25 protein-coding genes and 3 pseudogenes are annotated in these 25,790 nt (G+C 71.5%); 20 read left to right on the top strand and 8 right to left on the bottom strand.

Annotated elements, in window-relative coordinates; genetic code table 11:
* Positions 1–143, top strand: a pseudogene (locus tag ACFYUY_RS39425) (MerR family transcriptional regulator); the annotation flags it as partial.
* A 222-nt stretch (positions 144–365) separates the two neighbouring features.
* Positions 366–698, top strand: coding sequence for a DUF2283 domain-containing protein (locus ACFYUY_RS39430; protein ID WP_387908227.1), 333 nt, complete (start codon positions 366–368; stop codon positions 696–698).
* On the opposite strand, the gene ACFYUY_RS39435 is transcribed toward ACFYUY_RS39430, so the two are convergent.
* Complete coding sequence (locus tag ACFYUY_RS39435) at positions 659–1,177, bottom strand: winged helix-turn-helix transcriptional regulator (protein ID WP_387908229.1); 519 nt, start codon at positions 1,175–1,177, stop codon at positions 659–661. The genes ACFYUY_RS39430 and ACFYUY_RS39435 overlap by 40 nt on opposite strands.
* A gap of 99 nt (positions 1,178–1,276) precedes the next feature.
* Between ACFYUY_RS39435 and ACFYUY_RS39440 the strand changes: the two genes are divergently transcribed.
* A complete protein-coding gene (locus tag ACFYUY_RS39440; protein WP_387908230.1) occupies positions 1,277–2,062 on the top strand; it encodes an SDR family oxidoreductase in 786 nt (261 codons plus the stop codon).
* Between the two features lie 22 nt (positions 2,063–2,084).
* Positions 2,085–2,444: a nuclear transport factor 2 family protein gene (locus tag ACFYUY_RS39445; RefSeq protein ID WP_387908232.1), complete on the top strand. Its 360-nt coding sequence runs from the start codon at positions 2,085–2,087 to the stop codon at positions 2,442–2,444.
* Between the two features lie 392 nt (positions 2,445–2,836).
* On the opposite strand, the gene ACFYUY_RS39450 is transcribed toward ACFYUY_RS39445, so the two are convergent.
* Both ACFYUY_RS39450 and ACFYUY_RS39455 read right to left on the bottom strand, forming a co-directional pair.
* Complete coding sequence (locus ACFYUY_RS39450) at positions 2,837–3,586, bottom strand: SDR family oxidoreductase (protein WP_387908234.1); 750 nt, start codon at positions 3,584–3,586, stop codon at positions 2,837–2,839.
* 140 nt (positions 3,587–3,726) lie between these two features.
* Positions 3,727–4,635 (bottom strand): AraC family transcriptional regulator N-terminal domain-containing protein, encoded by a 909-nt coding sequence (locus tag ACFYUY_RS39455; RefSeq protein WP_387908237.1) that lies wholly within the window; start codon positions 4,633–4,635, stop codon positions 3,727–3,729.
* Between the two features lie 144 nt (positions 4,636–4,779).
* Here ACFYUY_RS39455 and ACFYUY_RS39460 point away from each other — a divergent pair, with 144 nt between their 5' ends.
* Both ACFYUY_RS39460 and ACFYUY_RS39465 read left to right on the top strand, forming a co-directional pair.
* On the top strand, positions 4,780–5,097 hold the full coding sequence (locus ACFYUY_RS39460) for a putative quinol monooxygenase (protein ID WP_387908240.1): 318 nt from the start codon (positions 4,780–4,782) through the stop codon (positions 5,095–5,097).
* Between the two features lie 102 nt (positions 5,098–5,199).
* Complete coding sequence (locus ACFYUY_RS39465) at positions 5,200–6,225, top strand: alpha/beta hydrolase (protein WP_387908241.1); 1,026 nt, start codon at positions 5,200–5,202, stop codon at positions 6,223–6,225.
* A 375-nt stretch (positions 6,226–6,600) separates the two neighbouring features.
* On the opposite strand, the gene ACFYUY_RS39470 is transcribed toward ACFYUY_RS39465, so the two are convergent.
* Positions 6,601–6,906, bottom strand: coding sequence for a putative quinol monooxygenase (locus ACFYUY_RS39470; protein WP_387908243.1), 306 nt, complete (start codon positions 6,904–6,906; stop codon positions 6,601–6,603).
* A gap of 669 nt (positions 6,907–7,575) precedes the next feature.
* Here ACFYUY_RS39470 and ACFYUY_RS39475 point away from each other — a divergent pair.
* From ACFYUY_RS39475 to ACFYUY_RS39495, 5 genes are all read left to right on the top strand, one after another.
* Positions 7,576–7,779, top strand: coding sequence for a DUF5988 family protein (locus tag ACFYUY_RS39475; protein WP_387908246.1), 204 nt, complete (start codon positions 7,576–7,578; stop codon positions 7,777–7,779).
* Between the two features lie 14 nt (positions 7,780–7,793).
* Entirely contained in the window at positions 7,794–13,031 is a 5,238-nt protein-coding gene (locus tag ACFYUY_RS39480) for an SDR family NAD(P)-dependent oxidoreductase (RefSeq protein WP_387908248.1), read from the top strand.
* Positions 13,028–13,891 (top strand): oxygenase MpaB family protein, encoded by an 864-nt coding sequence (locus tag ACFYUY_RS39485; RefSeq protein WP_387908250.1) that lies wholly within the window; start codon positions 13,028–13,030, stop codon positions 13,889–13,891. The genes ACFYUY_RS39480 and ACFYUY_RS39485 overlap by 4 nt, the downstream gene beginning before the upstream one ends.
* Positions 13,892–14,019: 128 nt before the next feature.
* Positions 14,020–14,916, top strand: coding sequence for a spirocyclase AveC family protein (locus tag ACFYUY_RS39490; protein WP_387908253.1), 897 nt, complete (start codon positions 14,020–14,022; stop codon positions 14,914–14,916).
* On the top strand, positions 14,913–15,053 hold the full coding sequence (locus tag ACFYUY_RS39495) for a hypothetical protein (RefSeq protein WP_387908279.1): 141 nt from the start codon (positions 14,913–14,915) through the stop codon (positions 15,051–15,053). Before ACFYUY_RS39490 ends, ACFYUY_RS39495 begins: the two co-directional genes overlap by 4 nt.
* A gap of 96 nt (positions 15,054–15,149) precedes the next feature.
* Here the strand turns inward: ACFYUY_RS39495 and ACFYUY_RS39500 are convergent.
* From ACFYUY_RS39500 to ACFYUY_RS39510, 3 genes and pseudogenes are all read right to left on the bottom strand, one after another.
* Positions 15,150–15,398, bottom strand: a pseudogene (locus tag ACFYUY_RS39500) (isopeptide-forming domain-containing fimbrial protein); the annotation flags it as partial.
* Entirely contained in the window at positions 15,392–15,880 is a 489-nt protein-coding gene (locus ACFYUY_RS39505) for a hypothetical protein (protein ID WP_387908255.1), read from the bottom strand. The pseudogene ACFYUY_RS39500 and the gene ACFYUY_RS39505, both read right to left, overlap by 7 nt.
* Before the next feature lie 392 nt (positions 15,881–16,272).
* Complete coding sequence (locus ACFYUY_RS39510) at positions 16,273–17,205, bottom strand: helix-turn-helix transcriptional regulator (RefSeq protein ID WP_387908257.1); 933 nt, start codon at positions 17,203–17,205, stop codon at positions 16,273–16,275.
* 1,141 nt (positions 17,206–18,346) lie between these two features.
* Between ACFYUY_RS39510 and ACFYUY_RS39515 the strand changes: the two genes are divergently transcribed.
* From ACFYUY_RS39515 to ACFYUY_RS39540, 6 genes are all read left to right on the top strand, one after another.
* On the top strand, positions 18,347–18,880 hold the full coding sequence (locus tag ACFYUY_RS39515) for a hypothetical protein (RefSeq protein ID WP_387908259.1): 534 nt from the start codon (positions 18,347–18,349) through the stop codon (positions 18,878–18,880).
* A 2-nt stretch (positions 18,881–18,882) separates the two neighbouring features.
* Positions 18,883–19,494: a hypothetical protein gene (locus ACFYUY_RS39520; protein ID WP_387908262.1), complete on the top strand. Its 612-nt coding sequence runs from the start codon at positions 18,883–18,885 to the stop codon at positions 19,492–19,494.
* 275 nt (positions 19,495–19,769) lie between these two features.
* Complete coding sequence (locus tag ACFYUY_RS39525; protein ID WP_387908265.1) at positions 19,770–19,934, top strand: hypothetical protein; 165 nt, start codon at positions 19,770–19,772, stop codon at positions 19,932–19,934.
* A gap of 326 nt (positions 19,935–20,260) precedes the next feature.
* Positions 20,261–21,214: a hypothetical protein gene (locus tag ACFYUY_RS39530; RefSeq protein WP_387908267.1), complete on the top strand. Its 954-nt coding sequence runs from the start codon at positions 20,261–20,263 to the stop codon at positions 21,212–21,214.
* Positions 21,215–21,299: 85 nt separating this feature from the next.
* Entirely contained in the window at positions 21,300–21,587 is a 288-nt protein-coding gene (locus tag ACFYUY_RS39535) for a hypothetical protein (protein WP_387908269.1), read from the top strand.
* A 670-nt stretch (positions 21,588–22,257) separates the two neighbouring features.
* Positions 22,258–22,932, top strand: a complete 675-nt coding sequence (locus ACFYUY_RS39540; protein WP_387908272.1) for a DUF402 domain-containing protein — start codon at positions 22,258–22,260, stop codon at positions 22,930–22,932.
* A gap of 496 nt (positions 22,933–23,428) precedes the next feature.
* On the opposite strand, the gene ACFYUY_RS39545 is transcribed toward ACFYUY_RS39540, so the two are convergent.
* Positions 23,429–24,058: a winged helix-turn-helix transcriptional regulator gene (locus ACFYUY_RS39545; RefSeq protein ID WP_380524508.1), complete on the bottom strand. Its 630-nt coding sequence runs from the start codon at positions 24,056–24,058 to the stop codon at positions 23,429–23,431.
* Between the two features lie 81 nt (positions 24,059–24,139).
* Between ACFYUY_RS39545 and ACFYUY_RS39550 the strand changes: the two genes are divergently transcribed.
* The 3 genes and pseudogenes from ACFYUY_RS39550 to ACFYUY_RS39560 form a co-directional block, all read left to right on the top strand.
* Positions 24,140–24,892, top strand: a complete 753-nt coding sequence (locus ACFYUY_RS39550) for an MBL fold metallo-hydrolase (RefSeq protein WP_387908274.1) — start codon at positions 24,140–24,142, stop codon at positions 24,890–24,892.
* Between the two features lie 23 nt (positions 24,893–24,915).
* Positions 24,916–25,560: an NAD(P)-dependent oxidoreductase gene (locus tag ACFYUY_RS39555; protein ID WP_387908276.1), complete on the top strand. Its 645-nt coding sequence runs from the start codon at positions 24,916–24,918 to the stop codon at positions 25,558–25,560.
* A gap of 3 nt (positions 25,561–25,563) precedes the next feature.
* A pseudogene (locus tag ACFYUY_RS39560) lies at positions 25,564–25,790 on the top strand (Bcr/CflA family drug resistance efflux transporter); the annotation flags it as partial.

Consider the following 25,790-nt stretch of genomic DNA (forward strand, 5'->3'; position numbering starts at 1 on the left):
CCCGCGACCTCGTCGACCAGGGCACCCCGATCGAGGCCGCCTGCCGCATCGTCATCCTCGAAGACCAACTCGAAGAAGCCCTGCGCATCAACGAAGAGCTCCGCCGTTCCCAGCGGGATCAGGAGCCCACCGCGGACACCTGACCGGACCGGCAACCTCGCCTACAGCCGCGGGCGGAGCCTATGGACAGATTCCGCAGGCTCCCTCGCGCTGCCCCGGGCATCAGGACCGGGCCGATACGGATCGGACATCCGATGGGGTTGGGAAGTCAATGTCCTCTGTCTCGGCGAACACCCGTGACTGGCGCTGGCAGGATTCTCGCAGCCGAAGATCGTCTTTTGCCGCCGCCAACTACACCAGGGGGCATGCCCAGCCATGGCAGACGGGTCCGGGTCACCTATGACGAGACCGCGAACGCAGCGTACGTGTGTCTCACGGATCCGCAGGTAGGCGCGAAGTCCCCGCGCATGTGTCCCTGTGATCCCGTGGGGGTCGACGGCATGATCAACCTTGACTTCGACGGGCAAGGGCGCCTCATCGGTACCGAGGTACTGGCGGGCCGGTATCACGCCAGCGACAAACCGGTGCCGCGAGGCGGTCAGGTGCAGCCCGCGCTCGCGGCCCTGCTCAAGGCTGTACGAGGTTCTTCCGGGCGGGCTTACGCCTCTTCCGCGGAAATGGCCGGCCGTGCCGCGTAGCGGGTGCGCATCGCGTCGCTGGCTGCGGGGCCCGCGGTGAAGACGTAGGTGGTGCTGTCGTCGAGTCGGCGGCCGGTTTTGGCGTCGACGACGACGGGCTCGACCTCCTCGCCGCTGTGCGCGTCGACGAGGATCATGCTGCGCTCCGTCGGCGTGAGGCGGGAGTTGCCCCACGCGGCCAGGGCGACGATCACCGGGCGCAGCGATCGCCCGAGTTCGGTGAGTACGTACTCGTGCCGGACGGGGCTGGTCTGGTACGGCCGGCGCTCCAGCAGACCGTCCGCGACCAGGGTCTTCAGCCGGGTGGTGAGCATGCTGGAGGAGATGCCCAGGCTCTCCTGGAACTGGTCGAAGCGGGTGTAGCCGTCGAAGGCGTCGTGGAGGATCAGCAGTGTCCACCACTCGCCGACGTGTTCCACCGTCGTGGACAGCGGGCACTCCCGGTCCTCCAGCCTGATCCGGCTTGCCAAGGCGACCATCCCCTCGGTTACTGCTAAAGTCGAAGTTATTAGCTTCTATTTTAGCAGTAGAGACGGGAGCGGCGCCTCGTGTACCCGCGCCCGGGAACGGGGCACAACGTGACCACATCCACCAGCGAATCCCTCGAAGGCCGACGCGCTCTGGTCACCGGCGGCACCAAGGGCACCGGAGCCGCGATCGCCCGACGGCTCGCCGAGGCCGGTGCGACCGTGCTGGTCACCGCCCGCAGCCGCCCCGACGGCGTCGAGGAGAAGACGTTCATCGCCGCCGACCTGTCCACCGCCCGGGGGGCCGCCCAGGTCGCCTCGGAAGTCGACGCCCGGGTGGGAGGCGTCGACATCCTGGTCAACACCCTCGGTGGGTCCGAGGCCCCGGCAGGAGGATTCGCCGCGCTCGGCGAGGACGACTGGGCAAGGGAGCTGAACACGAACCTGCTGGCCGCCGTCCGTCTGGACCGGGCACTCCTGCCGCACATGATCGCCGCGGGCAAGGGCACGGTCGTGCACGTCACCTCGATCCAGCGCCGCATGCCGCTGTGGAACGCCACCCTGGCCTACGCCGCCGCCAAGGCCGCCCTGACCACGTACAGCAAGGGCCTGGCCAGCGAGGTCGCCCCGCACGGCGTCCGCGTCAACACCGTCTCGCCCGGCTTCGTGCAGACCTCGGCCGCCGACAACCTCGTCGCCCGTATCGCCCACGACGCCGGCATCAGCCAGGAAGCGGCGCTGGGCCGGCTGATGGACTCCCTGGGCGGCATCCCGCTCGGCCGTCCCAACCGGCCCGAGGAGGTCGCCGAGCTCGTCGCCTTCCTCGTTTCCGACCGCGCCTCGGCCATCGTCGGCGCCGAACACGTCATCGACGGCGGCACTACCCCCACCGTCTGAACCCGCCACCACCAGGAGCGTCATGCACGACAACCAGCCCCGGACCATCACCCCGGACGGCCTGCCCGAGGTGATCACCCGCTACCTCACGGCACACCGCGCCCACGACGCCGGCACCGCAGTCACGACGTTCACCGGCGATGCCACAGTGATCGACGACGGCCACACGTACCAGGGCAGCCTCGCGATTGAGCGGTGGCTGGACCAATCCGCCAACGAATTCACCTACAGCATCGAACTGACGGACGCTCAGGAGATCGACGCGGCCCACTACATCGCCACACACCACCTCGAAGGCGACTTCCCCGGCGGCACGATCGATCTCCGCTATCGGTTCACGCTGCGCGACGACCTCATCGAACACCTCTCCATCGAACCCTGAGACTGCTCCCACGTGCCCACTCAGCCACCCGATCAAGAACCAGCCGTCGAGTTCGGCATCCACCCGCAGGTCAGCACGTGCCCACCTGAGGAATCAAGGCGAGCAACTCGAACAGGCCCGCACGGCACCGGACTGTCGGCTCCCAGGTCCTCGAAGAGCCTGGCGCTGCCGATCACCTCGACCTCCAGGACCTCCAACTGCTCGCTGACGGTCTTCCTCAATGGACCGGATCCGGCCCGCAGGGGCGGCGCTCCGAATGCCGGTCCGGTGCTGCCGTGGTGGCGGCTGCCTCGGCCTGCCCGGTCAGCCCTGGTAGCCGGCGGGCCGGAAGTGCCAGACCTGGTTGTTGCCGGTCGCGGTGGCAGTGCGGCGTGACCCTGTCTGCCGGCTGATCACTTCGCCTGGGAGAGCGAGACCGCGTCGGGGCCGGCGGGGAATCGCAGCTGGCCGGTCGTGTCGTGCACGGCTCGCCACACTGTCTCGGCGACGTCGCTCTCCTTGGTGAACAGGTCCTGGCCCGTGAAGTCGGCCATGGCCTTCTTCGCCCATGGTGCGTAGGGCGTCGGGGCCAGCTCTTCCTGCAGGGCGCCCTTCGTCGCGTTGGCCGCGAAGTTCGTCGTCAGGCAGGCGCCCGGCTGGACCGTCTTGGCCTGCACACCGAAGGGCGCGAGCTCGAGCGCGAGGGATGCGGTGAACCCCTCGATGGCCATCTTGCTTGCCTTGTAGACGGCCGTGAGCGGCGTGTGGCCCAGCACCACGCTGGAGGTCACGTTGACCACCACGCCGGAGCCGCGCTCGCGGAACTGGGGCAGCACCGCCTGCGTCGTCGCCATCACGCCGAACGTGTTGGTTTCGAAGACTTCCCGCACTCGGGCCATGGGGGTGCCCTCGAACACGCTGATCGACGGGATGCCCGCGTTGTTGACCAGGACGTCGATGGGCCCGGCCGCCTCGAACGCGGCGGTGATGCTCCGGGGCTTGGTCACGTCGAGCTCGACGACGCGGAGCCGGTCCGACTCGGGCAGGACGCCCGCACGCGGCGTCCGCATGGTGGCGATGACGTTCCACCCCTGCGAGTGGAAGTACAGGGCGGTCTCCCGTCCGTATCCGGATGAGGTGCCGGTGATCAGCACTGTCTTCATGGGGTGATCCTTGCGATGGAGTGGGATCCGCGGATGGACAGGCATTTTCCTGCCCAGCCGAAGAACAGGTGATCCCATTGAATCGCTCTGACCTGCTGGAATAGTAGAACTATCGTCGCTTCGTCTTGCACGATCCTCTCTCATGGTCCGGCCGCTCGGGGAAGGGCGCCTGCAGTGCTTCGCAGGCGGGCCGCGTCCCGGCTCGGGGGTGCGCCGAACTGGCGGCGGTACTCGCGGCTGAACTGCGACGGGTTGTCGTAGCCGACGCGGTGGCCGACTCCGGTGACGTCGCCCGGGTGGGTGGCGAGCAGCAGCCGGGCCTCCTGGAGACGGATCTGTTTCTGGAACTGGATGGGGCTCATCGCCGTCACCGCCTGGAAGTTGCGGTAGAACGCGGAGACGCTCATCCCGGACAGCCGTGCCACGTCCTCGACCCGGAAGGGCTCGGCGTAGTGCTCGCGGATCCAGCGCACGGCCCGGGCGACATGGCTGAGGCCGCTGTCGGCGAGGCCGAGCTGGCGCACCGTCGCGCCCTGCTCGCCGGTGATCAGGCGCCACAGGATCTCGCGTTTGACCAGCGGGGCCAGTACGGCGCGGTCGCCGGGCTCGTCGAGCAGGCGCAGCAGCCGGACCACCGCGTCGAGCAATGCGGGCGGGGCGTCGCTGACGGCGATCCCTGACGGAGTGCCTCCGGCGGGGCGGGGGATGTCGCCGGGACCGGCCTGCAGTAGCAGTTCGGCGACGGCGGACGGTTCCAGCGTGAGGCCGAAGCCGAGGGCCGGCTGCTCGGGGGCGGCCTGGGTGAACTGTCCGGTGACGGGCAGGTCGACGGATGCGACTAGGTACTGCCCGGCGCCGTACGCGTAGACCCGGTCGCCCAGCGCGAGGCGTTTGGCGCCCTGGGCGATGACTGCGAGCACCGTGCCGGACATCGAGGGCGTCGGCGGATCCGGCCGGTCGACCTTGGAGATGAGGACGCCGTCGATGGCGGTGGTCCAGTCGGGCCGGGCATGCCGGGCCAGCAGGGTGCGGAGCTCTTCGAGGTGCATGCGTCCATTGCAGCACTGTTCTGGGCTGCAATTCCCGTGCTCGCGAGGATCGTGCAAGTGCCAGCGAGCATCGTTCTAACGTTTGCGCAGGTCACGGCGGTTGAATGGAATCACCGCACTCCATCAACGCAGAAGAAGGCCTCCATGATTGCCACGTACGGCTTCAACGCCACGCTGACCGCCAGGCCCGGAATGGGCGACCGGCTCGTCGACCTGCTGCTGACCGGCCTGCACGAGGGCAGCCCCGGCGCGAGCGAGTACTGCGTGGTCTACCTCGTCTCCCGTTCCGCGTCCGCCCCCGACGTCGTCCACGTCACCGAGGGCTGGACCAGCGAGGAGGACCACCACCGGATCTTCGCCGGCGAGGCCGCCCAGGCCATCGTGGCGCGGATCGGCGGACTGCTGGCCAAGGAGTCCGAGTACACCGACTACGTGCCGGTCCGCGGCAAGGCCGCCTTCTGACCCGTCGAACACTCCACACCCCAGCCCCTGCCGCCGCAGTGCCCTCCGAGGCGACCCCGTCCTCGCCCGACCGTCCGCCACCACCCATGAAAGGCAACGACCATGACCACGGCACGCCCCTCCCTCGACCCCGAACTGCATGAACTCATGGCCGACATGCCGCTGATGTCCCAGCTCAGCCCGGAAGTGCTGGCGCAGGTACGCCCCTTCTCCTCGATGCCCGTCGAACCCCTCCTGGAAGGTCGCGCTGTCGACCGGCGCGAGGTCACCGCCGCGAGTCCGGACGGCACCCCGATCCCCTTGTCCGTCTTCAGCCCCGCGAACGCCGATCGCGCCACCGCCGCACCCTGCGTCTACTGGATGCACGGCGGCGGGATGGTCATGGGAGACCGCTTCTCACAGATCGACATCCCGCTGGAGTGGCTCGAGGAGTTCGGCGCCGTCGTGGTCTCCGTCGACTACAGGCTCGCGCCCGAGTCCACCGGTACCGTCCCGGTCGACGACTGCTACCAGGGACTGCTCTGGATCGCCGAACACTCCGAAGAACTGGGCATCGACCCCGCCCGGATCATCGTCGCAGGCGTCAGCGCGGGCGGCGGCCTCGCCGCCGGCGTCACCCTGCTGGCCCGCGACCTCGGCACCCCGCCGATCGCCGCCCAAGTCCTGATCGGCCCCATGCTCGACCACCGCAACACCACCGCCTCCAGCCTCCAGTACTCGAACGGGCCCGGCGTCTGGACCCGCGAGATGAACGGATTCGGATGGCGCTGCCTCCTCGGCGACCTCACCGACGACGAGGTACCCGCATACGTCTCACCCGCCCTGGCCGACGACCTCGCGGGCCTGCCGACCACCTACATCGACACCGGCTCCGCCGAAGTCTTCCGCGACGAGGACACCGACTACGCCACCCGCATCTGGGCGGCCGGCGGCCAGGCCGAACTCCACGTCTGGGCAGGCGGCTTCCACGGATTCGACGCCCTGTACCCGCAGGCACCCATCTCGGCCACAGCCCGCCGAACCCGCACCGACTGGCTCGCCCGACTCCTGCCCACGAACCCCGCCGCACAGGGGAAGCCGACGAGTTTCGGTCGTACGCGTCAGCCTCGGCCAAGTGGCTGTGTCTGAACTTCCGGCGCTGGTCAGGACGGGTGCAGCCGAGGGCTCAGCCAGATGCCGTTCGTATCCCCGTGACGGTGATGGGAACGGCACCCGGCATGTCTGGGCGAATGCGTGGGTGAGCGGAGGCCTCCTCCACCCGCTCCAGCGCCTCGGCCTTGCTCGGGTCGGTCGCGCGCGTGGGCGGCCGGCGCGGCTGTTCCGGCCCCGGGATCCGGCGCCCTGACGGGATCTCCGAGATCGGCCGGGCCGCTCGTCGCCCCACTTGCTCCGTCGCTCAGGCGAGCTGGGGGGTTCAACGAGCGCCTCGCAGGTTGTCGGCCGGGGCCGCCCGCTTGCGGAGTGTGCGGGCCGTGCCGGCGGGTCAGGGGTGCCGCCTGTTCTTCAGGGGAGTTTGTGGGCGAGGACGTCGAGTCGCTCGACGGAAGGGGGCTGGGCGAACAGTTCTCCGGCTCGCTCCGTCAGGGCGCTGCCCAGGCGGCCGGCGAGGTGGGCCTGGCGTGCGTCGTCGTCGGGGAAGGCGTCGAAGATGGCGAAGGTGGACGGGCTCAGGCGTACGGCGAACCAGGCCACGGTGTTGGGCTCCTCCTGCACGATGGCAAGGCCCTCGCGGAGAAAGGCGGCGACCTCTTCCTCCTTGCCGGGCAGGGCCTTGACCTGTACGTGCAGCGCGACGTTGACGTCGGCCATGAGGTGACTCCTTTCCGATGCTCGGCCGCCCGGGAGCGACCGGGCACTGCAGTGACCGGTTGGCGTCGACCGGGTCTCCTCTACAGCCGCATCGACGTCCCAGTTGTAGCCCACTCTGCCACCTTTCACGGGCATTAGAGCCTTTATGTGCGGGTTGCTTCCAGTGGCCTGCGCACGTTGCCAGCCGACGAGGTAGCGGTGGAGCTCGGACGAGCCGTTCGCTCAGTCGCGGAGGAAAGGGACTGCATCGAGTACTCGACCGGTGTGCCCGCGGTGGAGGCAGCCACCTTGCTCTCTGCGCCAAACGGTCGTGCACTGCATCCGGCCCAAATCCGCCAGGTTGGAGCCGGTCTCCGGATTCAGTTCCGGGGGCGCGCGAGGACCTCCGGCGCGCCGGGTCGCTCGCCCCGGAGGGTTGACAGCCCCCGGGTCCGCTGCATGAATGAGTCCCACGCGGTGACTGCAGCGACGTCCCGCTCTCTGAGAGCTCCCGCCCCCGGACACACTCCCTGTCCGGGAGGCGCAGCCACCCCGTAGGCCCTCCGTGGCGTCAAAGTGCCCGAGTCGGCGACGGCCCCACGTTCACAACTCCCCCCGGGCGAGGCCGTGGTCTGCCCCGGCAGGGCGTCGGTCGGCGAGAACGACGTGCAGCGAAGAAGGAGCAACCCGATGGCGACCGTATTCCTCGAGGGCGGACCGGAAGGCCTGGGCCCGCGGGTGAGACAGGTGGAGAGCTACGAGGCTCCGGAGAAGGTGTCGGTGCCGTTCGGCGGGCGCCACCACCACTTCGAGTCGGCGGGGGAGAGCACGGCCGTCGACGGCCGTGAGGTCCCGGTCCTGCGGTGGACCTACAGCACGGCGATCGCCGAGTAGGCCGGAGGCGGATGATGTCTGCATCTCATGCCGTGCCCATCGCGATCATCGGGATCGGCTGCCGGTTCCCCGGGTCGGTGCGCTCCGCGTCCGGACTGTGGGCCCTCACGGCCGGCGGGTACCGGACCGCGGGGCCCGTGCCGCCGCAGAGGTGGGACGCCTCCGGGCTGGCCGCCGTACACGATCCGGACGAGGCCCGCGCTGCGGGGTGGGGGTGCTTCATCGACGGGGATCCGTGGGCGTGGGACCCGCACGCGCTGTCCGTCGCACCGAGCGAGCGCGATTCGGTCGACCCGCAGTTCAGGCTCCTCGCCGAGGTGGCGTGGGAGGCCGTGGAGCAAGCCGGCCTCCCGACGGACCGCATCCGCGGCTCCCGCACCGGCGTCTACATGGGCACCTATGCGCCCGACAACCTGTTCCGGGAGGCGCGCCCGCCCGAAGAGGCTCCCGACAGCCCTTATCTGTTCGGGAACTTCACGGCCGGGGCGGCGGGGCGCATCGCCTTCGCGATGGACCTGCGAGGCCCGGTCATGGTGGTCAGCACGCACTGCTCGTCGGGGCTCGTCGCGGTGGACAGCGCGTGCGCGGCACTGACGCTGGGGGAGTGCGACACCGCCCTGGCCGGTGCGGTCCTGCTGATGCTGTCGCCGCAGACGCACGTGCTGGAGGCGCCGTTGCTGCTTTCCGGAAGCGGCGCGTGCCACGCCTTCGATGCGCGGGCGGACGGCTACGTGCGCGGCGAGGGTGCCGGGGTGCTCGTCCTCAAGCGCCTCACGGACGCAAGGCGGGACGGCGACCGGGTGCTGGCGGTCATCCGGGGAAGCGCGGTGAACAACGATGGGCAGTCCAGCCGTCTCACCGCGCCCTCCACCGAGATGCAGCAGCAGGTCTTCCGGGCCGCCGTGGAGCGTGCCGGGATCGATGCGGGCGATGTGGGCCTGGTCGAGGCCCACGGGCCGGGCACCGCCGTGGGCGACCCGGTCGAGTACGCCTCGATCGACGCCGTGTACGGCAGGGGCCGCGGGCTGTGCGCGCTGGGGTCCGTCAAGACGAACATCGGCCACTGCGAGCCGGTCTCGGGTATCGCCGGAGCCATCAAGGCGGTGGAGTGCCTGCGCCGCGGCCTGGTCGCGCCCAACGCCGGCTTCGGACAGTGGAATCCGTCGATCCCCCGCGACGGAACCTCCCGGCTGTTCGTGCCCACCCGCCTGGCCAACTGGCCGGTGCCCGGCGCTACCAGGCTGGCCGCGGTGTGCTCCTACGGTGTCAGCGGCACCAACGCCCACCTGGTGCTGGAGGCACCGCCCCAGCACACGCGCGCCGCCGGTCGTGCCCGGTCCGACGGACGGCCCCGGCTCCTGCCGCTCTCCGCGACGTCGTCCGCCTCACTGAGCCAGGCCGCCGGGAACCTGGCGGACTGGCTGCGGGGGGAAGGATCCGACACACCTCTGGACGACGTCGTCCACACCCTGGCCGTACGGCGCGCGCACGCCGAGCAGCGACTGTGCATCGTCGCCCGCGACCGGCGCCAACTCGCCGACAGGGCAGCAGCGTTCGCCGCGGGAACGGACGTCCCAGGTGTGGTCGAGGGCGGCACGGTCCTGCCGCCCGCACACCCCGGACCGGTGTTCGTCTACACGGGCCAGGGGTCCCAGCGGGCCGGCATGTGCCAGGACCTGCTTCGCGAGGAGCCCGTGTTCCAGGACGCGATAAGCCGCCTCGAGCCGCTGATCGCCGCGCAGGCGCACTTCTCGCTGCGGCGGGTACTCGCCCACCCCGGGCAGCTGACCGGGGTGGCCCGGATCCAGCCCGCCCTGTTCGCCGTCCAGATCGCGCTCACCGCGCTGTGGCGGTCCTGGGGCGTCGAACCCTCCGCCGTGATCGGGCAGTCGCTGGGAGAGGTGGCCGCCGCCGTCGTCGCCGGGGCGCTCACCCTGGAAAACGGGGTGGAGGTGATCTGCCGCCGCTCCGCTCTGCTGGCCACCATCACCGGAGGCGCGATGGCCTCCGTCCTGCTGGACGCCGACTCCGTGCGCGGCGCGGTCCGCGAGGCGAAGGCCGACCGGGTCAGCCTCGCCGTGCTGACCGGACCCGGCGCCACCGTGATTTCCGGAGACGCCCGCCAGGTCGCCACCCTGACGGCCCGGTGGGAGGCGGCAGGGGTGCCCGCCCGCCTGATCGACGTCGACGTCGCCTCCCACTGCGCCCAGGTCGACCCCGTCCTCGCCGACCTGGGCCGCGCCCTGTCCGACATCCGCCCCACCACCACGACCATCCCGCTGTACTCGACCGTCACCGACGACCCCCTCGCCCCCGGACCGCTCGATGCCGCCTACTGGGTCCGCAACCAGCGCGACACGGTCCGCTTCCACCCCGCCGTCGAATCCGCGCTCGGGCACGGACACCGGGTGTTCGTCGAATGCACCGCCCACCCCCTGGCCGTCCGGCCCATCCAGGACTCCGCTCTCCGACTCGGCATCCACGACGCCGTCGCGGTCGGGACCCTGCGCGAGGGGACCGACGACCGGAGCGCCTTCCTCACCCACCTCGCAACCCTCCACTGCGCCGGGTACCGCGGCATCGACTGGCCCCGCCACTCGCCGGGCGAACTGGCCGACGTCCCCACCACCGCCTGGAACCGGGAGCGCTACGGCGGCGACCGCACCCCCTACCGCCTGATCGCCCCTCAGCTGGTCGGCGCCACCGAGCACCCGCTGCTCGGCGGCCAGGTCCACGACCCGGAACGGACCGGCCGCTGGCTGTGGCAGACCCCGATCAGCCCTGCCCGCCTGCCCTGGCTGGCCGACCACCAGGTGGCCGGCACGCCGGTCCTGCCCGGCACCGCCTTCGCCGAGATGATCCTGGCCGCCGGATCCCGCGCCTTCGGCACCACCTCCGTCCGCGCCACCCGTGTGGAGGTGTCCCACCCCCTGGTCCTGGATCCCGAACCCCTGGTCACCACCACGCTACTCGAGGACGGCGACACCGCTCGCGTGGAGATCCTCACCCACACCGAGCAGGGGACGGTGACGCACGCCCGCGGCACCGTCGCCCGGTACGCCCCGGCCGACGGCGACACCGGGTACGACACGGCGTGCGTCCCCGACACGGCCGGGTGGCACGACAGCCCGCCGGAGAACCTCCACCGTCACCTGCGCCAAGCCCGCGACGTCCTCCACGGCCCCGCGTTCACCGCCATCGACCACATCCGCACCAACCCCGAGCGGGACGAGGCCGTCGCCCGGCTCCGCCTGGACCCCACCGCACGCGTCTCCTCCCACACGATGCTCCTGCACCCGGCCCTGGCCGACCAACTCGTCCAGGTCGTCGCCTCCGTGTGGCTGGACCACCACGTCACCGAACCCGGCCCCGTCGTCGTCGCCGGATTCGACGACCTGCTCGTCCACGGCCCCACCGCCCACGCCCGCACCGCACACGTGCAACTGGACGAGGCCGACGAACTCACCTGCTCCGCCACGGGCCGCCTGCTCACCGCCGAGGGCACCCCGCTGGCCGAGATCCGCGGCCTGCGCCTGGCCAACATCACCCCGCCCGCCCAGAGGTTCGCCTCCCGCCTGTCCCACCTGGCCTGGGTACCCGAACCCGCCCGACCCGAGGACAGTGCCGAGACCGCGGCCCCCTGGCTGCTCCTGTCCGACCCGAACCAACCGTGGTCCCGGGAACTGGCCGAGATCCTGCGCCGGCGTGGCACCGACACCCGCCGACTGCCCCGCCACGACGCCTCCACGACCCTGCCCGACCAGGAGGCCTACGAGGCCGTCGTGTTCACCACCGCCCGGCCCGATCCCGGGCACGACCCGGCACACACCGCCCTCGAGGAGACGGCCGCGCTCGTCGATGTGGTGCGACGGCTCGCCGCCCTACGGCACCCACCGCGCCTCCTGGTGCTCACCCGCACCCCGGCCGACGCCGACCCGGCGGCGCACCTGGCCGCCGCAGGACTCGGCGGACTGCTGCGCACCGCCGCCTACGAGCACCCCGAACTCGCACCGCGCTCGCTCGCATTCGGCCCGCACACGCACCTCGACACCGTCGCCGACGAACTGCTGAACCCCGGCCCGCCCTTCGTCCAGACCTGGCTGCGGTCCGACGGCCGACACGTCGCCCGCATCCGCCCCGGAGGCGACCCGCCGACACCCGGCGCCGGCACCGTCCTGGTGCGCCCGCAAGCGGCGTACCTCGTCACCGGAGCCATGGGGGGCCTCGGTCTCGTCACCGCCGAGTGGCTGGCCGGGCACGGCGCCGGGCGCGTCATAGCCTGCGCACGCTCCGCCCCCACCGCGCGCACGGCCGCCCGCCTGGCCGCACTGCGCCGGGCGGGCACCGAGGTGGAGGTGGTCCTCGGCGACATCGCCCACCCCGCCGTCGCCGCACGTTGCGTGCAGGCGGCCACCGCACGAGGCAGGCTCCTCAAGGGCGTGCTCCACTGCGCCGGCGTGGTCGAGGACGCCACCCTCGCCTCCCTCGACGGCGCGCTCCTGGAGCGCGTCTGGCAGGGCAAGGCGGCCGGGGCCTGGGCGCTCCACGAAGCCACCGCCGGCCACGACCTCGACCACTTCGTCCTCTACTCCTCCGCGGCGTCCCTCCTCGGCTCACCCGGCCAGGGCGCCTACGCCGCCGCCAACGCCTTCCTCGATGCCCTGGCTGTCTGGCGCCGGTCACACGCGCTGCCGGCCACGGCCGTCCAATGGGGGGCGTGGCGGGAGGTGGGCCGCGGGCAGCACCTGGCCGACCGGGGCTTCCTGACCATCAGTCCCGCCGACGGCATGGACGCTCTCGAACGCATCCTCGCCGCCGGCCACACCACCACCGCCTACTCCCCCCTGGACGCGCACCGCTGGACCGCCCGCTACCCGCACGTGCGGCACTCCCCACTGATGGCCGCGATCCTCGACACCGCCGCCACCGACGACGGCGCCGCTCCCGTCCGTCAGGCGATCTCCGCTGCCGGGCACCCGGGCGAGCGCCGCCGGATCCTCGAGGGCCTCGTCATCGACGGCATCCGCGAGCTGCTCGGCGGCACCACCCGCCACATCGGCGCCCACACCAACATGATCCTGCTGGGCATGGACTCCCTCGGCGCCGTGCAGCTCCAGCAGTACCTCCAACGCGCCCTGGACGTCACGATCAAGCCCGGCGTCATCTGGGTCAAACCCAGCCCCGCCGCCCTCGCCGACTGGCTCCTGGAACACCTGGGCCACGCGGGCACCGACCGGGAGGACGTCCGGTGAGAGGACGCTACGACCGCCTGCGCCACATCCGGACCCTCCACCCCGAGCGCGACTGCGAGGAGATCGCCACTCTCGTCACCCGCTACGAGTTCCCCTTCGAGTACCGCTTCGGCTTCGCCTTCGGCATCATGAACGACTGCGCCTTCCCCAGCGTCAGCCAGGTGTTCGCCGCCACCGGGCAGATCCGCCACCACGGACAGAAGCGCTACGACGACGGGATGCTCTTCGAGTACGAGATGAAGCGCCTGGGCCTGGACTCCCTCCACGGCCGGGCGACCGTCCGCAAGCTCAACCGCATCCACAGCCACTACGACATCTCCAACGACGACTACCTGGCCACCCTCGCCTCCCACGTCCTCACCCCGATCCAGTGGATCGACGCCTACGGCTGGCGCCCCCTCAGCGACCACGAATCCCGCGCCCTCGTCGCCGTCAACAACCGGATGGGCCGTCTGATGGGCATCAAGGACATCCCCGACGACCTGAACGGGCACGCCGAGCTCTTCGCCGCGGCCCTTCGCGAACGCGCCCGCTACCATCCCGCGAACCGGGAGGTCGCCCACCAGATCATCCGCGTGGTCGAGAGCTGGTGGCCCCCGCTCCTGCGCCGCCACGCCCCCGCGGTAACCACCGCCCTCATCGCCCCGGAAGTCCGGCCACTGCTCGGCCTCGACGAGGTCTCCCCAGCCCTCACCCACAGCGTCCGCACCGCGCTGGCCCTGAGGGGCGCCCTCGTCCGCAGAACCCCTCCACGCCCCGACCACCGCCCCTACCGGCCGAACCCGCGCAGCTACCCGACCGGCTGGACCCTCGACCACCTCGGTCCGGTGCCCTCCGAGGACGAGGACCTCTCGCCATGACCGCCCACCCCGACGACCGGTCGAAGGAGTCGGCCCGCACGGCACACCGGGTACCGGCACGCCTGCGAAACGCCGGGCACGCGCCTCCGACACCACGGGGCCACCCACTCACCGGGCACGGCGCGGGAGTGCTCTGGGCCGTCCTCGGCGTGGTCGCCCTCGTCTCCCTGGCATGGGTGCTGGGCCGCTGGGCCGCAGCCGGCAACCTTCACGTGGAGTTCGACCGGGACGCGGCCATGACGCCGGCCCGCAAGGCCATGACCTGGGCCCTGCAGGCCGTCCTCGCCCTGGGAGCCGTGGGCGTGGCCGTCATCGCGGTACGCGGATGCCGTCGCGCCGGCGGCGTCACCCTCGACACCGCCCTCGCGGCCGGCTTCGCCCTGTCGTTCTGGCAGGACCAGATCCTGAACTACGCCGCGACCACGGCGAGATACAGCCACTACGCCGTCCACGCCCCAGGCCTGGGCCCCTACCTGCCGGGCTGGCACGGCCCCGCCCCCGACCGACTGATCATGACGGTACTCGGCTCGAGCGGACTGGCCTGGTTCGTCCTCATGGCCTTGGTATGGCCCCTCGCCTCCGTCGTCACCCGGATCAACCGGCGATGGCCGGCCTGGGGCACGGGGCGCCTGTTCGCCGCATGTCTCATCTCAGGGCTCGCCATGGCATTCACCAGCGAAGAAGGAATGATCTTCGTGGGCGGCCTCTACTCCTGGACCGGAGCCGTCCACTCGCTGTCGATCTTCGGCGGGCACTGGTACCAGCTGCCGATCACGGAGCTCGTGTCCTTCTCCCTGTTCCTCAGCCTGCCGGCGATGATGCTCCACCGACAGCACGTCCACGACGTCACCCCTCACATCTTCCGGGGGCTCGAGCAATCGGTCACGCACAGGGCGAACTGGACCCGGCTGCTCGCCGGCATCGGCTACGGCAACCTCCTCGCCCTCGGGTACCTGGCGTTCAACGCGTTCATCGGCTACATCGGCGATCCTGCGCCCGCCGACCTGCCCTCCTTCCTGAGGTGAGACCACGACCTCCCCGGCGCCGAGCCGCCCGCAAGCCGCCCAAGCAGGCGGGCGCCCGCACCGACGGCAAGCTGACCGACCACCAGACCGCGCTCCTGGACGCACTCACCCGGCACACCGAGACCGTCACCGGCTGACGCGCCCCGTCGTCCCACCCCGGGCCGGCACAGGCCGCCAGCTGCGCCGTGGGATCCGGCCCGGCTGCAACCAGCCGAGAAGTCGCCTTCGGCCAGTCGTGCGGTCACTCGGCCGTCGCTGACCTCTGCGGTGTCGTCGCCCGCCGTGTCCGTGACGGCCTTGCCGTCGACCGTGAGCGAGCCCGGCACGTCTTGCGTGCCGTCGGGGATCGCGTCGGTCAGGGTCACTCGCCGTGAGGTCCCGCCGGCGGTGTTGGCCGCCTTCACCGTGTAGGTGAGTTCGTCGCCGACCGCTGCCCCGCCGTCCTGCTGGCGGCCCGCCACGGACTTGGTGACGCTCACCATGGGCCGGCGGCGAACGACACGGAGTCCACGAGGTTGCCCCGGGTCGGGTCGCCGTCGGACGTGGAGAGCGCAGCGGCGGCCAAGCGCGTCACGGTCTGTCCTTCGGGGACCGTGTAGAACCCTTCGTAGTGTCCCCACCCGTTCTTTCCGTCGGCGATGTCCGGGCCGTTCGCGTCCAGCGGGGTCTGGGCCGCCAGCTCGCCGTCCGGCTTCCCGATGCGCACCTGCATCACGTCCACGCCCCGCCGTCCGCGGTGCGCGATCTTCCAGTGCATGACCGAGCCAGGGACTGTGCGCACGTCCTGGTACAGGCTGGAGGGGCCGGTGGCGTTGAGTTCGGCGAACTGCGTGCCGGTGTCCGGGGGCACGGTCTCGTCGTAGTAGCGGCCGTTTTGGATCTCGATGAAGCCGTCCCGGGCGGAGGTGTGCCAGCCCGGTACCGCGTCTGTCGGGAAGTACTGCCAGCGCTTGTCCGAGGTCACGCGCGGTTCTCGAAGCTCCCGTTCGTCAGGAGGCCGGACGCGTTGTCCGCCGCCGCGGCGCACGGCCATGACAGGAGCGGCGTGAGAGCTGCGAGCAGCAGGACGGCTCGGGGTATCGGGCGCCTTCGTGAAGTACCGGTACCGGTCGTTGTCGCGGGTGTCATGGGAATCCGTTCCTGGTTGGTAGGTGAGGTGGCCGGCGAGGCGGTTGCTTCACTCGGTGGCGGACCCGCCCGCGAGTGCCGCCCTCGGTGCCCTCGGTGTGCGGGCGACGGCCGTGGCAGTGCCGTATCCGCCGGGCACTGCCGGCGCGGCCGGGATGCCTTCCACGATCGGGGCAGAGCCGTTCGGCGTGACGAGACGCGAGGCGGTGCCACGAGGCGTATGGCGGGTCAGATCCAGTGTCGTTCCCGGGCCGCCAACGCGGCCCGGAAGCGGTTCGGTGCTTCCAGTCGCTTCATGAGTGCGGCGACGTGGCCCCGGTAGGTTCGTACCGACATGCCGAGTTCCCGGGCCCCCGTGGTGTCCTTGTCGACCCGCGCCATCGCCTCGAGCACGCGGCGCTCAGCCGCGGTCGGCGGATCGTCCGAGAGGCGGTGAGAGCGTGACCAGTGGCATTCGAAGAGTGTCAGCAGGCTCGCCACGAGGCCTGGTGCGCGCACGAGCAGTGCGCCCTGGGTGATGTCGTGCGGGTCCATGGCCACGAGGGCGGTTCGCCGGTCGAAGATCACCATCCGGTCGAGGGGCTCAGTGCTGCCGCGTACCTGGGCTCCGCGCTCCGACAGTTCTGCGGCGAAGCTGCCGACGTCCGGGTTCCCGAGGGCGCTGGTGTGCACGATGGTCCGCATCCGCAGCCGGTGTACGTACGTCAGGTCGCGGCGCCTGACGACATCGAGGACAGCGGTGAGGATCGGGCCCGGATACGTGGTCAGCCGCTCCTGTCTGGCGAAGAAGGAGAGTTCGTCGACGCAGGCGACGATCTGGGAGAGGCCGGTGAGGTACTGGAGCTGGGTGACGGGTTCAGGCTGTCCCTTCTGCTGGTCCTGCAGCAGGCTTTCCGTCAGGTGGCGTGACGAGGCGATGTGGCGGATCTCGCTCTGGAGGCCGCTGATCCGCATCCGTGCGAGCCGTTCGACGGCGGTGGCCGGGTCGGCGGCGCTGAACGTCTGCTGGTCAGTTGCGGTCACCAGGCCGAGGTCCTGGAGCCTGGCGAGCAGCGCCTCGGCGTTGTGCCGGTCGATTCCGCAGCTGAGCGCGAGCCCGGCGGGCCCCAGTCCCGGTGCCCTCAGGGTCGCCCGGTACACCGACTCCTCCGCCGCGCTCACGCCGAGGACCGCGAGTGTGTTGTCGTCCACCGTGCCCGTCCAGATCTCTTGAAAACCATCCGATGTAGGGCAGGTGTCCTGGCGCTGACGGCCGGGACACCTGCCGGACGAGGATCCTCCAACGGACCGGGACCGCCCCCCAGGGGCCTTCGTCCATGATCCAAAGGACTAACGCCCCGGCCCGGCCGCTCGGATTCCGGGGAGCAGCAGGCGGGCGCGGCACCCGTCGCGGCCGTCGACCCGCCGCCAAATCGGCAAAGCCTTCCGCCACTTCACTGCACGCTCGCGCATCGCCGGCGCCACTGCGGCCGTTCGCCTACCCATAGACCAGCTCTATGAGCCCATAGACTGATCACAAGCCCCGCCAGACCGGGCACGACCGCCACGCCAGGGCCGCATCTCCCGCCCCGACCGGTCGATGACTCGGCCCGGGCCTCAGCGCAGATGAGAGCGAAACCGCAGCCGGCCCCGTCAGCGCGGCTCCTTCGCGGCTGCGGCCGGGACGCCCACACCGTCACCGGAAGCCAGCCCGCCCACCCCGCGCGGCGACGCCGGGCTCCGGCGGCGCCGCACCGAGATGGTCCGAAGAAGACGACCAGTCACCGGCCGTCCCACCGACTGGCTTCGACGTGACGAGACGCAATTCGCCTCACGTGCCGCCGGCACACGCGCCGATCGGCCGATGGGCGGGCCGCCTCACCCCGTCCGGCGACAGCTTCGTCGCACGGGCCTGCAGGAACCTGCGCAGGGCCGGGCACGTCGTGCAGGAAGTACCGCCGGCAGACGAGCCTCAGCAGCCCGAACGGCGGATAGGTTCCTCTCGTGGCCCTCGGTCGGGCAGGCCCAGAACGGCGGGCCTGCCCGGTCTACCTCCGGGCGGGTTCCGCCTCCTTGTTCCGGGGGCGCCGGCTGATCGCGGGACGTCTACCGAGCGATCGACCCCAGGGATGCCGTGGACCGGTTCCGCCAACCGTTGGGCGACGCGGCGAGCCGAGTTAGAGCGCATGTAACGAGTTATGGGTGAGGTGTTGTCATGAAGGCATGGACACGAGCGGCTGTGGTGGCAGGGATGGCGGCAACGGTCATGGCCCCGGCGTCGGCAGGGGCGGCGCCCGCCGACGACGGCGGTGTGTACGCGGGCATGACCCGAATCCAGGCGAAGGCCCGACTGGACGCGGACATAGCCCAGGCCCTGGCCGCCGCGCCCGGAGGGAGGCGAACCGACCTGAACGAGATCGAGTGGCAGGACGGCCAGGGCGGGACAGCGGTCGAAACGTTCCCCCTGCCCGCCTCGCTCCGGGCTCGCGCGTCCGGCAAGCAGCCCCGGGGCGTGGACTACTGGTTCGGCTGCCCGCGCGGCTGGACACCAGGCAGCGACTGGTACTGCTTCTACGAGAACGGCAACTTCAACGGCGTCCAGGAGCACGGCCAGTCCGGCCCGGGCAACGGCCGGATGCTCAAGTGGAGCAACTGGCACGGAGTCACCGAGCTCGGCAACTGGAACTTCCGCGACAAGATCTCCTCCTGGGTCAACAACTCGACCTACACGATCGAGGTCGGCGACTACACCGTCGCCCCCCAGTACTACCGACTGTGGACCGAGAAGCCCCGCCAAGCCATGGGATACGTCGGCGACCACGCCAACGACCGCGCAGACTTCTTCCGGATGATCTGACCATGGCCCACGCTGCCGCCGCGGCTCCCCGCGCCATGCGCTGCACGGCGGACCTGAAACTGTGGCACTTCGCCCTGCTCGGCGCCTGCTCCCTCGCCATCGCGTACCTGGGGCCCCTCACACGCCCCCTCGCGCCCTGCTACCCGCTGTGGGCACTGCTCGCCGCGCACGCCGGGCGAGGCCGCGCCACCGCCGCCGCAGCCGGCCGCGGCGCGGCGTGCCTGGCGAGCGCCGCGGCCGGCTTCCTTCTCCCGGGAACCCTGACCGGCCAGATCATCCAGAGCTTCACGGCCCAGGCCTGGCTGACCGCCCTGGCCGGCGCCGGCGGCGCCCTGACCGCAACCGCCGGCTCTCTCGCCACCACCCCCGTCCGTACCGCGGCTGCCCGCGCCGCAGCGAGCGCGGCCTTCCTGGCCACACCCGCCCTGTGGTGGAACCAGTACCCCTTCCCCCTTGCCCTGACTATGGCCTGCTGCGCCGCAATCCTGCTCCAGGCACGGGCGCCGCGGCGCCAGCGGCTGCTGGCCGCAGCACTCACCGCTCCGTTCACCGCTCTCGCCCTCCTGCTCGTCCTCACCGCCCCGTCACTGCTGACCCGGCTGCCGGTCATCTGAGCCGAGGACCGCTCCCCCCAGCTGGTCGAACCGGCTGGTGATCCTCCCCGGCAGCTCCCGGACGGAGCGCGCGCCCTGTTCCGACAGCTGCGCCGGTGCGAACGGTTGCGCTGGGCAGGCAGTGTTCCAGCCGCCCAGGTCACGGTTCGTCCGGCACCCGCTCGTCACACGTGGGCGGCCCGGGTCTCCCGCCGCCGTGCGGGCCGCAATAGCGGTAGGCGGTCCCCCCGGTGGCCACCACACATCGCTGGCACACATGTCACGGAGGAATGCGCGTGCGGTTCGTCATGCTCCTGCTTTCAGTCGCGCAGGTCGTCATCGCGGTCGCAGCATCCGACACGAAGAAGCAAACCGGCGCCTACCCGAAGTGGTACTGTCCCGCGCTGCTGGCCTCCTGCTCAGGCCTTCTCGTGGCCCTGGCCGTCGAGCAGTCACACTGACACCGACGGCGTGGCCCGCCATCGCGCCGGACTCGGACGCTTGCAGGTTTCTGCAACCGGTACTGCAGCAACTGCGGTCAGACGAAACCAATCTGATGGCATATCGGCGAATACTGTCTTTCTTGGCAGGCGGCGGACAAACACACGGGTCCGAGGCCTTCGTCCGCCGTAGCACCTCTGCCCCGCCGCCCGAGCGGCACCGTCCGCGCGCCGCGAATCGGTCACGAGGGGAGAGCGGCCAGCTGACGGGCCCGGCACGCGCGTGCGCCAGCCGCCACCCACTCACACGAGGGCCAAGCGCCCACCTCACCCAAGGATTCGACCAAATGACACGGACCGCACGCGTGACCAGCGCGGCCGTCGCCGCAGCAACCGCAGGCGCGCTGCTGCTCTCGATCGCGCCCGGCGCACAGGCCGCCGACAACCCGACGCGGAACGAGCGAGCCGCCCGAACGGTCGAAGCCGCTACCGGCACCAGTGACCTCGCCCGGGCCACCGACGCCCCCGGTGCAGCGGCAGCCGCCCGGACACAGCAGGGCGATGCAACGGTGACCGCACAGGCACCGACGGACTCCGCGGGCACGATCCGGCTCACCGCCCCGGACGGCACCAGAGCCGGCCTCGGCCTGCCCCAGGCCCCGGGGCGCCGCGCCGTTGAGGGTGCCCGGGCCGGGGCGGGGACTGTCGTCTACCGCGACGCCTCCGAATCCACCGACGTGGCCGTGCAGCTCACCAGCGACGGCGGCGCGCGCGCCATCGCCACCCTGAAGGACAGCAACGCTCCCGCCGAGCAGCGCTACGAGCTCAGCCTTCCGGAAGGAACCGAGGCCGTCGCCGATGGGAGCGGCGGCTACGACCTCATCCGCCCCGTTGAGGGCGGAGCGGCCGTGGCCGTCGGCCGCATCGACGCCCCCTGGGCCAAGGACGCGCAGGGAAGCCCCGTCGCCACCGGATACCGGCTCGAGGGCAACACCCTCGTCCAGAGGGTGGACACGACCGAGGGCACCGCCTTCCCCGTGGTCGCCGACCCCAAGGTCACCTGGGGCATCGTGACCGGCACGATCTACTTCAACCGCGGGGAGACCCGCAGCATCGCCCTCGGCGGCGGCCTGGGCGCGACGGCCGTCGCCGCGATCCCCGGCGGCATCACCACCGTGGTCGGAGTCACGATGGCGGCGATAACCGCGCGCGCCGCCGCGGCCTACGATCGGGGCAGGTGCCTGAAGATCAAGCTCCCACACGTGTATCCGGACCACTACGCGGGTGGCTACTGCCAGTGACCCAGGGCATGACGTCGCCCCGATTCCGCGATCGCGCATCCGAGTTTCGAAAGCCTAAGTCCCAAGCAGTGGAGAGGGTCCGCCGGTGCCCGTGTTCCTGGTGATCGTCGCCGTCTCGGCCCTGTGCTTCTCGGAGGCCGTGGCCATGTGCAGGCACCCCGACCGGTCTTTCCTGCTGTTGCTGAAGAGCGACCGGGCCGCCCAGGCCGTGGGATCAGCCTGGTGGGTCTTCTCCGTCGCCGTGTCGCTCCCCGACGGGAACGTCCTGGGCGGCGCCCTGTTCGGACTCCTGAGCGCCTGCATCGTCGGCTGCACCGTGGCAACGGCCCGGAGGGCACGGGCACGCCGCCGCGCCTCGCGCCGTACCACCTGAGCGAACCCGCCCAGAGCGCCCCGGCCTGCGCCGGGGCGCTCTGGGCCGTCCCTGCCGTCAGGCTCCCCGTCACCGCCCTCGTGCCGAAGCCGGACCACGCCCCCTCCCTGCGCCGGACGCCGCCTCGCTGCGCAGAGTGCACCGGCCGCGGCCAGGAGGAGGATCCCAACGACCAGGGGTAGGCCTGCTCGGTGACGTCTGCGGGTCGCTGCCGAAGCCGCGGCGGCCGAGGTGAAGCGCACCGGTTCCTGGTGGCGCCGGTCCTGACCCGGCCCCCTCCCCGGTGTAGGCCGCTGACTTGCGGTGGTGAGTTTCGCCCCGGGTCGCTGGTGAGTTTCGCGTCGGACCCGCTGGGTTTGGGGTGATGTCGCAGGTCAGCGGCTGGTTAGAGCGGGGCTGGGGTATGCCGTTCGGGTGGCGGCGGGGTTCGGCGGGATGGTGGGGTGGGCAGAGCCTGCGACATGACGACACCCATGACCAGGCGCCGCCGTCGCCGCCGTCCGGCCGCGTCCGCGTCCTCCTCACCGGTCCGCGCCGGATGGCCGCTGGCCCCGGACCGGTCGGGCCGCGGCAGGTGCTGCCGGACCTGGTCCAGCGAGCACCTGACCCCGGGTGGGATGGCCGTGAGGACCACCTGGCACGAGCCCGCCTGCCCGGCCTGGGCCCGGCCGTGACCACCCCGGCCGGCCCGGGCGCCCGCTTCGAGTCCGGTGCCACGGTGGTGCGCCGCGACATCCACCTCGGCAAAGTCTGGTCGGCCCAGCCCCACCGGGCGATCTCCGACACCGGCACCCTGCTCGAGATCGGCTACTGGCCCGGGATCAGTGCCCTCGCCCCGACCACCTGGACGCAGGCGCTGCGCACCGGCGACGACACCACCCGCAAGGACGGCCTGGCCAACCTCGCGGCCGGCACCTGGGAACTGGAGCCGTGGGCCTGGCGGCACACCGTCCTGCGTTCCCGCTTCGACACCACGGGGCAGTGGTTCTCCCTGCACCACTTCCAGACCCCGGCGGGCGAGCCGCTGCGCCTGTACGTGAACTTCGAGCGCCCGGCGGTCCGGACCCGGATCGGGATCGACACCCTGGACCTGCTCGTCGACCTGGTGGTCGAACCCGACCTGTCCGCGGCGACGTGGAAGGACGAGGACGAGTACGCGCACGGCCGCCGCCTCGGCTTCATCACCGACCGGGATCACCGAGCGGTCGAGCGGGCCCGTGAGCGCGCCCTCGGCCTCCTCCAGGACCGGGCCGGCCCGTTCGCCGAGCCGTGGCCCACCTGGTCGCCGGATCCGGCCTGGCCCCTGCCCGAACTTCCCGACGGCGCTGACAGCGCGGCCCGGTAGGGTCGCCTCGCCGTCCGTTCCGGCTCCGTGTGTTCTCGGCCCCGGGGTGTCGTGGTCGGGTGCCGTCCGGCTCCAGCGCCGCGCTGCGCCCCGGCGCCCGGGCTGCTCCGCTCGCCGCCACTGCCGCCCCCTGGGTGGTGAGGTGTCAGGCCGCCGGCCCGGCCCCGCCCGGGCTGTGCGGTCTGCCGGCTGTCCTGCCGGCCCGCCGTCGGGCCAGTACTGCAGGGCGCAGTTCCGCCTGTCGGGCCCGGCGGGGGCTCGACTGCCGCGGCGTGGTCCACGGACCGTGTCGTGGTGTCGCTGTCGGGCGGGGAGGGCCGGGCAGGGTTCGTGCCAGGCTTCCCGGCCGCCTGCCTGCCCGCCCGGTCTTGGTCGGTGCCCGCTGGCCGGTTCCGGGTTGCTCCCGCTGTTTGATCTTGCTCGGGCAAAGGACCGTTTTGAGACCGGCGCGGACTCGGTAGAGCTTGAGGTCGCAGGTCCGCGAGCACCCGGTCGATCAGCGGGGCAGGATGCGCAGTACTGCCTCGCGTTCGCCGCTGAGCCGCAGGCCTTGCTGTAGTGCGGTGCTCAGGTCGAGGTCGCCGAGCAGGGTCGCGGCCAGCAGGTGCGGCGGTCCGGTCAGGGACGCGGTGGGGTGGTCGACGCGGCCGGCGTGGGTGTGCACCGAGCCGTCCTTGACTTCGATGACCAGGTCTTCGTTGCCGTCGGCGTGCAGCTGCAGGGCGATTGCCGGCTGGTCGGGGCGGTGGTCGGTCAGTGCCCGGGCGGGCATGTCCAGCCAGTGGGTGCGGAAGGTGTCGCTGCCGCCCGGCTCACGCAGCAGCGGCACGCCCCACCGGCTCAGCTCCTGCAGCACCGGTTCCAGCGCGCGGCCACGCTCGGTGAGGGAGAACAGGGTGGTGGCCACCGGCGGCGGGGCGGCCTTGCGGTGGATCAGGCCGGCTTCCTCCAGTTCGCGGAGCCGGTCGACCAGCAGGTTGCTGGCGATCCCGGGCAGCCCGTTGCGCAGGTCGGTGTGCCGGCACGGACCCAGGGCGAGCAGTTCACGGACGATCAGCAGGGTCCACCGGTCGCCGATGGTGTCCAGTGCTTTCGCGATGCCGCAGTACTGCCCGTAGGTGCGCATGCCACCACCCTACCTTGCGGCGTTGAGATTCAAAACTCTCTTGTTGACTTTCTCAACAACGGCGGTCTAGCGTCGCTGCCCATGACCACCACCCTTTCCGTGCGTCGGCTGGCCTGGGCCGGCGTCGAGATCCGTCTCGGCGACACCCGCCTGCTGATCGACCCGCTCGAGAACGTCGCTCCGTTGGCGCCGGTGATGGGACCGCCGCACCGGCCGGTCGACCCGGTCGACACCCCGCCCGGCACCCACGCCCTCATCACCCACCTGCACCCCGACCACTACGACCACGACCTGATCGCCCGGATCGCGGCCACCGGCACGATCGGCTGCCACACCCCGAGCGCGGCGGCGCTGCACGAGGCGGGCATCACCCCCGTTGCCCAGGACCTGGGCCAGCCACGCCGCATCGGAGCGCTGACCGTCACCCCGGTGACCTCGCTGGACTGGCGCGGCAACGACTGCGACCAGGTCGCCTGGGTCGTCGAAGGCGCCGGCCGGCGGATCATCCACTGCGGCGACACCCAGTGGCACGGCAGCTGGTGGCAGATCGCCCGCGACCACGGCCCGTTCGACGTCGCGTTCGTCCCGGTCAACGGCGTCATCGCCCACTTCGAGGGCTACGCGGCCAACGTCCCGGCGACCATGACCCCCGAGCAGGGCGTCGAGGCCGCCGTCGCACTCGGCGCCGCCACCGTCTGCGCCATGCACTACGGCCTGTTCCACAACCCGCCGTTCTACACCGAACAACCCGACATCGAGCAGCGCTTCCGGCACGCCGCCGCCGAGCGCGGCATCACCGCGGCCGTCATCGCCGACGGCCGGCCCGTCCTGTGACCATCGGAAACAAGGAGCCACACATGAAGATCGTCCTGTTCGGTGCCAGCGGCAACATCGGCCGGCCCACCACCGAGGAACTCCTGCGTCGCGGCCACACCGTCACCGCGGTCACCCGAGCCGGCCACGTCGACGGACTCGAGCACGAGGCCCTCACCGTGACCACCGGTGACGTCACGGACGCCGCCGCGGTCGCCGGCCTCGCCGCCTCCCACGACGCCGTACTGTCGGCCGTCGGCCCCCGGATCGGCCAGGAGAACGACCGCGCCACGATCGTCGGAGCCGCCCGTGCGCTGATCGACGGACTCCGCCGAGCCGGCGTCACCCGCCTGGTCACCATCGGCGGCGCCGGTAGCCTGCGCACGCCGACCGGCGCCCGGGTCATGGACGACCCGGACTTCCCCGCGCTGTGGAAGGCCAACGCCGAGGCCCAGTCCGAAGCGCTCGACCTCTACCGCGGCGTGCACGACCTCGACTGGACGTACGTGTCGCCCGCCGCGGTCATCGCAGCGGGCGAGCGGACCGGGGCCTACCGCAGCGCCGGGGACACTCTGCTCACCGACGCCGACGGCAACAGCCGCATCTCGTACGCCGACTACGCGATCGCCTTGGCCGACACGATCGAGAACGGCACCGCGATCCGCCGCCGCATCACCGTGGCGTACTGAGCCATGAGCAACGACGCCGCCGGCCGGCACACCCGATCCATCGTCCTGCTCGCAGCGCTCGCGGCCCTGGGACCACTGTCCATCGACGGCTACCTGCCCGGACTGCCGGAACTCGCCGACGACCTGCGCGCCGGCGCCGCGGCCACCCAGCTCACCATCACCGCCTGTCTGGCCGGGCTGGCCATCGGGCAGCTGATCGCCGGGCCGCTGAGCGACACCTACGGCCGGCG

The organism is Kitasatospora sp. NPDC004745 (assembly GCF_042873275.1).
Taxonomy (GTDB): Bacteria; Actinomycetota; Actinomycetes; order Streptomycetales; family Streptomycetaceae; genus Kitasatospora.